This is a genomic window from Clostridium estertheticum (genome assembly GCF_026650985.1).
Classification (GTDB): Bacteria; Bacillota; Clostridia; order Clostridiales; family Clostridiaceae; genus Clostridium_AD; species Clostridium_AD estertheticum_C.
The window spans coordinates 1,315,446-1,328,516 of the sequence record NZ_CP086239.1; the positions used below are offsets into that span (position 1 = coordinate 1,315,446).

Here is a 13,071-nt window from a genome sequence, read left to right on the forward strand (position 1 = left end):
TTACTACATGATCATATAGACTAATTTATCCTGTATTTTTTAGAAATTCATGTTATTTCGCCTGTGATTTTGTATATATTTGTATAATATCATTTACTACATCATTTATTTCACTAATATTCATTACCTCATAATCGCAATACTTTTTATAAAGTGGTCCTCTCTCATCAAACAATTTAGATATTCTACCTGGATCCTTTGCAAGTAAGGGGCGCCCCTCAATATTTATATCAGATACTATATTTTCAATTGGACGATTGATATAAATAATAATGCCATTTCTCTTAAGATTTATTATATTTTCATATCTTTTAATTACTCCACCACCAGTTGAAATAACTACATGATTTTTTTTCGATAAGTCCATAACTGCAATAGATTCTATATCTCTAAATACATCCTCACCATTTTTAAATATTTCAGTAATTGAACGGCTTGTACTAGATTCAATAAAAACATCTACATCTATGAAATCCATCTCTATTTTCTCTGCAAGTATTTCTCCAATTTCACTTTTACCACAACCGGGCATTCCAATCAGAACTATATTTTTCATATTCTATTTCTCTACTCCTCTACCTACCTCTTCATAAATTTCATCAATTATTTTCTTTGTAATTTTAATATTATTCCATATTTCCTGAGCGCAGGTTGCCTGACCAACAAGCATATACAGACCATTAACTGCTTTTAAATCCGCCTCTTTCGCATACTTTAAAAATAGCGTTTCTTTGGGATTGTAAATCATATCTACGGCACTTGTAAATTTACCAATATATTTTTTTTCAATAGGTGAATTGTTTAGGTTTGGATACATTCCAAGTGGTGTACAGTTTATCGCTATGCTAGGCTCTTTAATTTCCTGAATTTCATTATAAGAAATCACTCTGCAAGAATTAAAGCTACTATTCTCCTTAAGCTTTGAAACATTTCTTGTCACTACAGTAATTTCACTGATTCCATTATTTAAAAGGTAATTCACCATAGCAACCGCTACCCCGCCATTACCAAATATCGTTGCTTTTTTATTTTCCACTTTTATATCATTTTTATTAAATAACATTCCAATTCCAAAGTAATCTGTATTATACCCAATAGTGTTCCCATTTTCAAACTTTATGGTGTTTACAGCTCCTATTGCTTTTGCCTCTGTACTAATTTCATCAAGGAATTCCATAACTTTAATTTTATAAGGAATGGTTACATTAATACCTCTTGGTTTAATAACCTTAAACCCTTCCATAACCGCTTTAAGATCTTTTTTTTCTACTTCAAACAAATGATAATAACCCTTCATTCCTAATTTATTAAAGATTTTTGAATGTATTTGCGGTGAAACACTATGTGTTAGTTTTTCTCCAAGTAGACCATATAACTCTGACATAACTTCCCCTCATCTCTTTAATAGCAATTATTAAATATTGATTATCTCACTTCTATAATTACCCAATATTTTAAAATAACGACTATTCTTTTTTATTAGTTCAATTGCATTTATAATTTTATTTTCGTTAATATTTCCCTGGAAATCAATGTAAAAAAAATATTCCCATGGTTTATCTTTGATGGGTCTAGATTCAATTTTCATAAGATTTATATCATTTTCTGCAAAATGCTTTAAGACATGATACAGCGAACCTGCCTTGTGGGTAGTTGATAAAACTAAACTTGTTTTATTGCTTTTCGTATTTGACTCCATCTCTTTGCCAATGACAACAAATCTAGTCATATTTGTTGTATTTGAATTTACATTTTTTTGTAATATTTCAAGATCATATATCTCTGCTGCCTTAGTGCTAGCTATCGCAGCTAGCGTTTTATCGTTTTTATTTTTAACTAATTCTGCACTTTTAGCAGTACTCTTATAAGGAGTAAGCTTCCATTGTTTATACCCTTTTAAAAATTCCATGCTTTGCTCAAGTCCTTGCGGATGGGAATAAACCTCTTTGATATTATCTAATGTTGAACCTTTAATTCCCATTAAATTCTGACTTATTTTTAGATATTTTTCTCCTGTTATATAAAAATCATATTTATTAAGAAGGTCATAAACCTCAGATATTGCACCAGTTGAAGAATTCTCTATAGGAATAACTCCATAATTTATTTTTCCATATTTAAGATCTAAAAATATATCTTCAAACTCACTTATTTCTTTTGTGTCCACATTTTCTCCAAAATATTCTTTTAATGCCTGTTCGCTAAATGAACCTGTAACACCATAAAAACCAACAATCAAATTCTTATCAGCAGGCAAATCTTGACTTTTATTTAGAGTTTTATCCTGAAACCCCCTACTTATTTCCATAACTGATTTAAAAAATTCTTCTACCTCTGAGTATAAATCCTTATTTTTAACGATGTTTAAATTCTTCTTTATAACTGCTTCTTCACGTCCTTGATTTAAAATGGCAATACCATTTGCCTTCTTATACTCAGCTACCTTTAAAACTGTTTCCATACGCTTTTCAAATAATGATACAAGACTAGCGTCAATTTCATCAATTTTATTTCTTAAATCATCTAAATTACCCATTAGAACACCTCCTATATAAAATCTAAAATACTCATTGCTGCGCAAGCTTCAATTACCGGTAGTGCTCTTAAAACTATACAAGGATCATGTCTACCTATAACTGATATTTCTGAATTTTCACCAGTTGCCATATCAATGGTATTTTGAGTTTTTGCGATTGAAGGTGTAGGTTTCATTGCAACTCTAAAAATCACAGGCATTCCATTAGATATTCCTCCATTTATTCCACCATTGTTGTTTGTTTTAGTAAGCACCTTTTCTTCATATATATAAGGAACATCATTTGCCTTGCTTCCCCTGATTTTTGTTATTTCAAATCCCATTCCAAATTCTACACCCTTTACTGCAGGTACAGAAAATAACAATTGTGCTAAATTACTTTCTAGCGAATCAAAGAATGGTTCGCCTAGTCCACAAGGTAGATTTAATATAGAACCTTCGATTATCCCTCCAACTGAATCAGTTTCTTCCTTAGCTTTTAATATAATATTCTTCATTTCTTTCCCTTTTAAATCATCAAGCACAGGAAAATCTTTTCTTAGAACATCTGCTAACGTCTGTATCTTTAAATTAACACCATCAAAATAGCTGTCAAATACATTCCCAATACTTAAAATATGACTTCCTATTACAATTCCCTTATCAAAAAGTATTTGTTTTGCTACTGCCCCTGCAAAAACAAGTGGCGCTGTAATTCTTCCTGAGAAATGACCTCCACCTCTGTAATCATTAAAACCTGAATACTTAACTTTTCCTGTGAAATCTGCATGACCTGGCCTTGCTAAATTTTTCAACTTGTCATAATCTTTTGAATTTTGATTTTCGTTAAAAATAACGCCACAAAGAGGTGTCCCTGTGGTGTAACCATTAAAATATCCACTTAATATTTCAACTTTGTCTCCTTCTTTTCTTTTAGTTGAAAATTCATCACGTCCTGGTGCCCTTCTTTGCATTTCACCATTTATAAAATCCATATCAAGCTTAATGCCTGGTGGTAATCCATCAATAGTTATACCTATTCCTCTCCCATGAGATTCTCCAAATATAGAATACTTAACTTTTTTACCCCATTGTCCGCTCATTAATTTTCCCTCCTAGACTCTTAAAATCTTCATAAAACCCTGGGTAAGATTTTTTAACTGCTCCGCTGTCCTCGATTGTAAGCTCCTCACTGCATCTAATTGAAGCAATAGCCATAGCCATAGCTATTCTATGATCATTCCAACTGCTTACAACTCCGCCGCGAAGAGCTGGCTTCCCGTGAATTATCAGTGAATCCTCTTTTTCTATAATCTCCGCTCCAATTTTATTTAACTCTGTTGCCATAGCCTTTAATCTATCCGATTCCTTTATTCTAACTCTACCTGCATTAATAATCTCCGTTGTTCCCTCGCTTAATGCTGCAAGAACAGCAACTATTGGTACAAGGTCAGGACATTGAGATGCATCAACAATAGTCCCTTTTAAATTTGATTTTGATGCCTTTAAAATACCATCTTTAATAGTAATATTTCCACCCATATTTTTAATTATATCTACTATTACTTTATCTCCTTGAAGAGATTCCATATTTAAATCCGTACACTGCACTTCTCCGCCTAATACACCCGCAGCAAGATAAAACGCTGCTTGAGAAAAATCACCTTCAACTCTGTAATCTATCCTATTGTAATGTTGATTACCCTTTATCTTAAATTCTCTATAATTGTTATTTTCTATTTTTACACCAAATTTAGAAAGTACATCTAAAGTTAAATCTATATATCCAATAGATTCCATTTTAGTAGTAATCTTAATTATTGAATCCCCGTCTAATAAAGGAAGTGAATAAATAAGTCCAGTAATAAACTGAGAACTTACATCCCCTCTAAGTTCGAAAACACCAGGTTCAAGGCTTCCTTCTACCGTTAAGGGCAGATTACCGTTATTTGTAGTGTACTTTATGTTCTGCTTATCAAAAATATCATAATATGGTTTAAGTGTTCTTTGTACTAGTTTAGACTTACCATTAAATACTATTTTTTCTCCAGTCAGCATCGCTATAGGAATTAAGAACCTTAAAGTTGATCCGCTTTCATTACATTGTAGTTCATTACTTAGATTTTCACTAAGCTTAAAGGTCGGCTTACCTTTCCCACATACTTTAATGTTACTTGGTAATCTTTTAATATCAACTCCAAGTTTCTCCATTATTTCGCAAGTGGCTATTATATCCTCAGACATACTAATATTATCAATAGAACATTTTCCATTACTTAATCCTGCTGCTATAACTGCTCTATGAGATAATGATTTTGACGGTGGAATTTTCACTTTTCCATTTAAATAAGAAGGTTTAATTATAACAGATTTCATTTTTCAGCACCCCAATTCAATATAATAAATCATTTTATGATTTTTTGAAGATAATTCTCTATTTTAGTTTTATCAATTTTTTCAATAAAGCTATTCCCGATGGATTCTATTAATATTAAATTCATGGATCCCCCAATATTTTTCTTATCATGACTAATAGTTTCAATTATAGCTTGAGTTCTTATTTCAGGCAACTCCCATGGCAGATTATACTTAACTAAAATATCTTTTATAGCAATAGATGACCCTATCTTAGTTAATCCTAGTTCTTCTCCGAGTTTAGTTATAGAATACATACCCATTGCTACTGCCTCTCCATGAGAGTATTTTGTGAAATTAAAGAACTGCTCAATTGCGTGACCAATGGTATGACCATAATTTAATAACATTCTTTCTCCTGTATCCTTCTCATCTAATTCAACAAGAGTTGCTTTAATAGAGCAACAAGTATATATAATTTTATCTATTTCACTCAAAAGGGCTTCTTTATTTTCATATTTCATTAAAGTATTAAATAACTCACTATCTTTGATAGCCCCATATTTTATGACTTCACCCATACCATCATTTAAATACTTATCATTAAGTGTTCTAAGAAGTAATGGATCGATAAAAACTGCCTTAGGCATATAAAAACTTCCCACTAAATTCTTTCCACGTGGCAAATCTACTGCAACCTTCCCTCCTACACTACTATCCACCTGTGCAAGTAGTGTAGTTGGAATTTGTATAAGGGAAATACCCCTTAAGAAAGTTGAGGCTGCAAAACCAGCCATATCGCCAACCACTCCACCACCTAATGCAATAATAATATCTCCTCTATTTATCTTAAAATCTAAAAGTTTATCATACACCTCGAGCAGTGTTTTAAATGACTTGCTTTCTTCTCCTGCTTTTACCACAATTTTAAAAGTTTCAAAACCTGACTCTTTTAATGAGTTAATGGTCTTTTGACCATAAAACTCATCAACATTAGAATCCGTTACAACAGCTATTCTACTTCCTTTATATATCTTCTTAACTTCTACTCCAATTTCATCTAACAATCCAATTTTAATATATATTGGATAACTTCCGCTGGAAGCCTTAACTTCTATATTAAACATCTTTAACAATCTCCTCTCTTTTCTTTGTTGCATCCTCAAACCTTTTTTTAAGAAAAACATCATCATTATTTATTATTGCGGTTTTTATTTCTTTTATGTTTTTTTCAAAATCTTCAATCTTACTAATTATATTTTCCTTATTATATAAGAGTAATTCAGGCCATAATTCACCATTTATAGTAGCAACTCTAGTCGTGTCCCTAAAGCTTCCTCCAATGAACTTGGATGTCCCTTTAATTAAACTATTACAATCGATTAGCGAAACAGCTATAATATGTGGTAACTGACTCGTATAAGAAATTATATCATCATGCTCTTTCGGGGTAAGATACACTACTCTTTTGCAACCCATACCTTTAGCAATAGTCCCTACTAAATTTATATTTTCTTCTTTGTTTCCATTAATCGGGGTTATAATGTAATTTGCATTTTTAAACATATCCTTTGATGCAGCCTTAAGTCCTGATTCTTCTTTTCCTGCCATAGGATGTCCACCTATAAAATCTAAATCTTTCCTAAGTACAGGCATAATTTCATGTATTAAATTACTCTTAATTCCAGCAGTATCTGTAATAACTGCCCCAATTTTAAATGAACTCATATTGCTTTTTACAAAATTTATAGTCTTTTGAGGATAAACTGCAAGTATAACAATATCTGAATTACTAAGCGGTATTTCTGGACTTAAATATCCTTTATCAATGATATTCATTTCCTCCGCCACTCTTAGCGTTTCTTTATCAATGTCAATGGCCCAAATGTTTTTAGGATTTAATTTTCTTAGTGCCATGGCAAAGGAACCCCCTATAAGTCCTAGGCCTACAATTGTAATATTAAAGTCAGTACAATCCAAATTTACCACCTCTTAAACTATTTTGTTTTGTGTTTTTGCAATTACTCTTATAGAGTCCATAAGAGATTCGAATTTTTCAGGTTTTAAAGATTGAGGGCCATCACTAAATGCATTAGCAGGATCATAGTGTACTTCAATTTCAAGACCATCTGCACCAACTGCTATAGCAGCTTTTGCAAGTGGCTCTACTAACCACCATTTTCCAGCAGCATGACTTGGATCTACTATAACTGGTAAATGACTAAGTTTCTTAAGTACAGGAATTGCGCTTAAATCTAAAGTGTTTCTTGTAAAAGTTTCAAATGTTCTAATTCCTCTTTCGCATAAAACTACTTTTTCATTTCCCTCAGACATTATGTACTCAGCTGACATAAGTAGTTCTTCAATAGTTGCGCTCATGCCTCTTTTTAATAAAATCGTTTTATTGCATCTTCCTACTTCCTTTAAAAGATCGAAATTTTGCATATTCCTAGCACCAATTTGTAGAACATCAGCATATTGAGATATTTTATCAACAAGTTCAACACTCATAACTTCGGTTACTATTGGGAGTCCTGTTATTTTTTTAGCCTCTAATAATATTTTTAGCCCTTCTTCTTCCATTCCTTGAAAACTGTATGGTGAAGTTCTTGGTTTGTAAGCCCCTCCTCTTAGGAAATTAGCTCCAGCTCTTTTTACATCTTTTGCAATATGTATTAATTGCTCTTCACTTTCAACAGCGCAAGGCCCGGCTATTATCGCTAGTTCTTTTCCACCAATTGTTAGCTCATCTACCTTTATTATTGAATCATCTGGATGAAATAGTCTGTTACCTCTTTTGTAAGGCGCCTGAACTCTCATAACCTTATCAACACACTCTACTGCCTCAATTTGACTTTCGTTTATTGTAGTTGTATCTCCAACGAGTCCTAAAACACAATGACTTTCTCCCTTAGAAACATGAACCATGAAACCTAATTCCTCTAATTTTTTCTTCATAGCCAAAATTTGATTCTCTTTTGCATTTGCTTTCATTACGATTACCATATAAAATTCCTCCTAAAATATTACTTTAAACTTAGCTTAAAAAATATACTTAACTTATAATTTGTTATAAAGAATTATAAAAAAAAGGAAGCCCCCTTATAATGGGACCTCCTTTTTTAAAAGAAGGAACCCCTATAATGAGTCTTCCTTGCGTACAGACTTAGTTTACTTTCTATAATTCAGCATAAGCCGGTATTATAGTTTTATTTCTAAACTCATTATTTAAAGAAATCTTATATATTTTTTTGCACAAAAAGTAACCAATGCTAAAATAACGATAGCCCCAGCTAAAATAAAAATATACTTTTTTAGTGATTTCTTTAATAATGATATTTTTCATAATAATACCTCACAAATTTATAATTAGTACCTGTAAATTCTTTAATGTTTAAATATTATAACAAACTGGAGTATTTGTCAAGGATTTGCTTCTAAATTCTTAATATTCTAAACATAAGATTTTATCCTATAGTTGTCAGGAAGATGGCTTGTATCATTTAATGTAATTATTTTAGGATTTAAGTCATTATCAAAAATTATTTTACATACGGATGTATTTCCTAAAATTATTTTATGATACATAGTCATTTTAAGGTCAAAGATGCCTAGTAGTCCAGCTTTAATAATTCCGCCGTGAGCTACTATTATAATCTTTTTTCCTGGATGCTTAGTTGCGATATTTAAGATTGCCTCCTTAGCCCGCATGCTGGCAATTTTAAGACTCCATTCCCCACCACACATAGGGCCATTAAGTTCATCGGTTCTCCATAAAACTAATTCTTTTGGGTAGTTTGTTTCAACTTCCTTAATGGTAAGACCTTCCCACTCTCCAAAATCTATTTCTGTTATACCTGGTTCAACTATAGGTATAATATTACTACCTTTGGATATGATTTCTGCTGTTTCATGTGCTCTCTTTAACGGACTTGTATAAATATAATCAAATTTGTTTTGAAATCTTTCATTTAAATATTGGGCTTGAAGTATTCCTTCATTTGATAGAATAATATCTTTACACCCTTGGAATTTTCCTAGAACATTCCAGTTGGTTTCACCATGTCTTATTAGTGTTATTGTTGTATTCAATATTATTCACTTCCTATTATTAGTTATTAGTTTTTTTAAAAAATATTATATAGTACATACCAAACGTACAGAATATACTAAGCTGTGATACCTTTAGTTCCAAACCGTTGTTTTAAAAAAGGGATTTTAGTTTTTTGATAAACAATAAACTCAGAATCAATCTTTAACTGTTTTAAAATAAATACTTTGACACCCTTATATTCATAAATATCATAATCTTCTTTATCTAACACTTCAGTCTCAAATAAAACCTTCGTTTTAAGTGTTTTAATGTTAGTATGACAATTCGAACAATCGCACTCTACAGCTGTATTTTCAACACTTACAACAAAGCATAAATTTTTACCCTGAACATAATTTAAAGCCTTATCATCAATTTCTAACATAATTTAACGTCTCCTAACCTAATATAATTAATAACAACTATATCATATTATTGATATAGTTGTTATTAATTATATTTCAACCTATATATTTTAAATTTGCTATTATTTTTTTGTAATTTATACTTAAACTACTGCTCTGATAAACCCCATAATTCTTGTTTTGATGTTGAAATGGCCATTGCCCCTGCACCAATTGCCTGCATTATATCCTTCTTAGTTTGAATTAAGCCCCCTGCTATAATTGGTACTCGCACTTCGTTTTCCATACTTTTAATTATATTACTTGCAATGCCAGGTAAAAGTTCTACAGCATCTGGGAGAACTGATTGTATATTTCTTATTCCTGTCTCGAGTGATAAAGAGTCTAATACAAATATTCTTTGAATAACACAAAGCCCTAATTTCTTTCCGTTTTTTATATTAGTTGGTCTTGTGCTTATTATTCCATATGGATCTCCACATTGTTTTATAAAGAGCAGTCCTGCATAATCACCTTTTACTCCTTCTATTAAATCAACATGAATAAATACTACTTTCCCAGCTTCTTTAAGCCTCTCACATATTGTCTTAATATTCATTATGCTTCCATATAAGACAAACACAATAAGAACTTTACTAAGAATTACTTTTTCCAAATCTTTATCATTTCTTATTGCCGCAATAACTGGGTTTTCTATTAACATTTGTTCTAAATTCACCAATGATATCCTCCAAAAAATTTATTTTAAACTATAATTTATGATACCTTAAATTGTATTTAAATTATAGTCATAGTTATTTTATTATGCTCAGTTTATCACAATATTATTTTTCATTCAAGAATATTATATTATTATGTTATCGTTTAGAATTTACGTATTTTTTAGTATTTACCCCTTGTAATCGTCTAATTAATATGATAATATGTATTTAAATAAGTAAAGGCGGAGAAAAGAGAGCCTTGATCTATGGGCATGTTATGTCCATTAATCAAGGTTCTCTTTTTATTTGCATTTAGGAGGTAAAATGATGTTTGATGTAACTATTATTGGAGCTGGTGTTATTGGCTGCTCAATATCAAGAGAGTTATCTAAATATAATGTAAAAACATGTGTGCTTGAAAGATCTAGTGATGTTGCTTCTGGTACAACAAAAGCAAACAGCGCAATTGTACATGGTGGGTTTGATGCTAAGCCAAGTACTTTGAAGGGAAAATTAAATGCAAAAGGTAATGCAATGTTTACAGACCTTGCAAAGGAATTAGATTTTCCTTTTAAGAGAAATGGTTCTTTGGTTCTTTGTTTCGACAAGAAGAATATGCCAGATCTTGACCATTTACTAGAACAAGGTAAACTAAATGGAGTACCTGATTTAGTAATTATTGATGGTGATGCTGTTAGAAAAATGGAACCAAATGTAACAAAGCATTGTGTTGGTGCACTTTATGCTCCAAACGGAGGAATTGTTTGTCCATATGAAATGACTATTGCTCTAGCTGAAAATTCATATAATAACGGTGTAGAATTTAAATTTGAAACTGAAGTTAAAAATATTGAAAAGAGTTCAAGTGGATATATTATAAAAACTAATAAAGGTGATATTGAAACAAAAATTGTAATAAATGCTGCAGGTTTATATTCAGGTGAAATGAATAATATGGTTAGCATGAATAAAATCAATATAATACCAAGACGAGGCGAATATGTTTTATTTGACAGAACCGCTGGATCTTTAATAAAAAATACTATTTTTCAACTTCCAACTAAACTTGGAAAAGGAGTTCTAGTTACGCCAACTGTTGATGGTAATCTGCTAATTGGACCTAATGCAGTTGATTTAGAAGACAAAGCAGATTTGGATACAACTCGTGATGGTATTGATGATATTATTAAAAAGGCTCAATTAAGCATTGAAATGCCATTCCCTATGAATATGGTTATAACTTCTTTCGCAGGAAATAGAGCTCATACTGAAACAGATGATTTTATTATAGAAGAAGCATCTGATGCTAAAAACTTTATTAATGTAGCATCAATTGCATCTCCAGGATTAAGCAGTGCACCAAGTATCGCTGTAATGGTAGTGGATATGATAACAAATAAACTAAACCCTGAAAAGAATTTAAAATTTAATCCAATAAGAAAAGGTATAAGAAAATTCAGAGAAATGTCTAATGAAGAACGAAAAGCAATAATTAAGGAAATACCTGAGTATGGAACAGTTATTTGTAGATGTGAAACTGTAACAGAAGGTGAAATCTTAGATGCTATAAGAAGACCTCTTGGAGCAACAACACTTGATGGAGTTAAGCTTCGTACAAGAGCTGGAATGGGCAGATGCCAATCAGGTTTTTGTTCAACAAAAGTTGTAGACATTCTAGCAAAAGAACTTAATATACCTCGTTCCGAAGTTACGAAATCAGGTGGAAATTCTATTTTACTAACAGGAACGAATAAAGAATCTTTATAAATTGGAGGAATAAATATGCAAGAATATGATTTAATCATAATTGGTGGCGGGCCTGCTGGGCTTGCAGCTGCAGTTTCTGCAAAGGACCAAGGAATAGATAGTATTTTAATTTTAGAAAGAGATAATCAATTAGGTGGCATTTTAAACCAATGTATTCATAATGGCTTTGGTTTGCATACATTTAAAGAAGAACTTACTGGACCAGAGTATTCACAACGATTTATAGACAAAGCTACTGATCTTAAAATTGAGTATAAACTAAATACCATGGTTTTAGATGTAAATTCGGATAAACAAGTTACAGCTGTAAATACAGAAGATGGTATTTTAGAACTTAAGGCAAAAGCAATTATACTTGCCATGGGATGTCGTGAAAGACCCAGAGGAGCTTTAAACATTCCAGGTTCAAGGTGTGCAGGTATTTATACTGCTGGAACAGCGCAAAAATATGTTAATGCTGAAGGATTAATGCCAGGAACTGAAGTAGTAATACTTGGTTCTGGAGATATTGGTCTTATAATGGCAAGAAGAATGACTCTTGAAGGCGCAAAAGTAAAAGCTTGTGTAGAGTTAATGCCCCATTCAAGCGGACTTAAAAGAAATATTGTGCAGTGTTTAGATGATTTTAACATTCCATTAAAACTAAGCACAACTATAATAAATATACATGGTCAAGATAGACTTGAGGGAGTTACTATAGCTCAGGTGGATGCTAACAGAAAACCAATAAGTGGAACTGAGGAATACATTGCTTGTGACACCTTATTATTATCTGTTGGACTTCTTCCTGAGAATGAGCTTTCTAGAAAAGCAAATATTGTACTTAATAAGGTTACAGGTGGACCAATAGTCGATGAAAGTATGCAGACAAGTATTCCTGGAATATTTACCTGTGGTAATGTGCTTCATGTTCATGATTTAGTAGATAATGTAACCACCGAAAGTTATACTGCTGGTAAAAATGCTGCAGACTGTATAAAAGGAATTCACCAGGAGGGACAAAGTATTGAAGTAATCGCTACTGATGGAGTTAGGTATACAGTACCAAGTACTATTAATCCTAAAAACATAGGTAATTCAATAGATGTTAGATTTAGAGTAGGCGAAGTTCATAAAGCTGCTTATATATCTGTTTACTTTGATGATGTTCGCGAGATGCATTTAAAGAAAAAGATACTTACACCAGGTGAAATGGAAAGTGTTAAATTAACTAAGGCAGTTTTTGAAAAATACAGCGACTGCAAAAAAATTACTATTAAAGTTGAAAAGGAGTAA

At 31.6% G+C, this 13,071-nt stretch carries 14 protein-coding genes; 2 read left to right on the forward strand and 12 right to left on the reverse strand.

Translation table 11 applies throughout. The annotated features are described in order from the left end of the window. Window positions 1-52: 52 nt before the first annotated feature. From LL038_RS06635 to LL038_RS06690, 12 genes are all read right to left on the reverse strand, one after another. A complete protein-coding gene (locus LL038_RS06635; protein ID WP_216126107.1) occupies window positions 53-556 on the reverse strand; it encodes a shikimate kinase in 504 nt (167 codons plus the stop codon). A gap of 3 nt (window positions 557-559) precedes the next feature. Then, window positions 560-1,384, reverse strand: coding sequence for a shikimate dehydrogenase (aroE, locus tag LL038_RS06640; protein WP_216126110.1), 825 nt, complete (start codon window positions 1,382-1,384; stop codon window positions 560-562). A gap of 30 nt (window positions 1,385-1,414) precedes the next feature. After that, window positions 1,415-2,536, reverse strand: coding sequence for a prephenate dehydratase (gene pheA / locus LL038_RS06645; RefSeq protein ID WP_216126112.1), 1,122 nt, complete (start codon window positions 2,534-2,536; stop codon window positions 1,415-1,417). Between the two features lie 11 nt (window positions 2,537-2,547). Next, window positions 2,548-3,618, reverse strand: coding sequence for a chorismate synthase (gene aroC / locus LL038_RS06650; protein WP_216126115.1), 1,071 nt, complete (start codon window positions 3,616-3,618; stop codon window positions 2,548-2,550). Continuing rightward, entirely contained in the window at window positions 3,599-4,891 is a 1,293-nt protein-coding gene (gene aroA, locus LL038_RS06655) for a 3-phosphoshikimate 1-carboxyvinyltransferase (RefSeq protein ID WP_216126117.1), read from the reverse strand. Before aroA ends, aroC begins: the two co-directional genes overlap by 20 nt. A gap of 29 nt (window positions 4,892-4,920) precedes the next feature. Then, on the reverse strand, window positions 4,921-5,997 hold the full coding sequence (aroB, locus tag LL038_RS06660) for a 3-dehydroquinate synthase (RefSeq protein ID WP_216126119.1): 1,077 nt from the start codon (window positions 5,995-5,997) through the stop codon (window positions 4,921-4,923). Beyond that, window positions 5,990-6,850, reverse strand: coding sequence for a prephenate dehydrogenase (locus LL038_RS06665; protein ID WP_216126121.1), 861 nt, complete (start codon window positions 6,848-6,850; stop codon window positions 5,990-5,992). Before LL038_RS06665 ends, aroB begins: the two co-directional genes overlap by 8 nt. A gap of 12 nt (window positions 6,851-6,862) precedes the next feature. Continuing rightward, window positions 6,863-7,876, reverse strand: coding sequence for a 3-deoxy-7-phosphoheptulonate synthase (gene aroF / locus LL038_RS06670; RefSeq protein WP_216126124.1), 1,014 nt, complete (start codon window positions 7,874-7,876; stop codon window positions 6,863-6,865). A 172-nt stretch (window positions 7,877-8,048) separates the two neighbouring features. Then, window positions 8,049-8,216, reverse strand: a complete 168-nt coding sequence (locus LL038_RS06675; protein WP_162855523.1) for a hypothetical protein — start codon at window positions 8,214-8,216, stop codon at window positions 8,049-8,051. 107 nt (window positions 8,217-8,323) lie between these two features. Next, window positions 8,324-8,962 (reverse strand): histidine phosphatase family protein, encoded by a 639-nt coding sequence (locus LL038_RS06680; RefSeq protein WP_216126127.1) that lies wholly within the window; start codon window positions 8,960-8,962, stop codon window positions 8,324-8,326. Window positions 8,963-9,039: 77 nt separating this feature from the next. Continuing rightward, complete coding sequence (locus LL038_RS06685; RefSeq protein WP_216126129.1) at window positions 9,040-9,348, reverse strand: hypothetical protein; 309 nt, start codon at window positions 9,346-9,348, stop codon at window positions 9,040-9,042. Between the two features lie 128 nt (window positions 9,349-9,476). Continuing rightward, entirely contained in the window at window positions 9,477-10,046 is a 570-nt protein-coding gene (locus tag LL038_RS06690; protein ID WP_216126131.1) for a glycerol-3-phosphate responsive antiterminator, read from the reverse strand. A gap of 310 nt (window positions 10,047-10,356) precedes the next feature. Here LL038_RS06690 and LL038_RS06695 point away from each other — a divergent pair, with 310 nt between their 5' ends. Together LL038_RS06695 and LL038_RS06700 are read left to right on the forward strand one after the other, a co-directional pair. Then, a complete protein-coding gene (locus LL038_RS06695) occupies window positions 10,357-11,796 on the forward strand; it encodes an NAD(P)/FAD-dependent oxidoreductase (RefSeq protein ID WP_216126188.1) in 1,440 nt (479 codons plus the stop codon). Between the two features lie 15 nt (window positions 11,797-11,811). Beyond that, entirely contained in the window at window positions 11,812-13,071 is a 1,260-nt protein-coding gene (locus LL038_RS06700) for an NAD(P)/FAD-dependent oxidoreductase (RefSeq protein ID WP_216126133.1), read from the forward strand.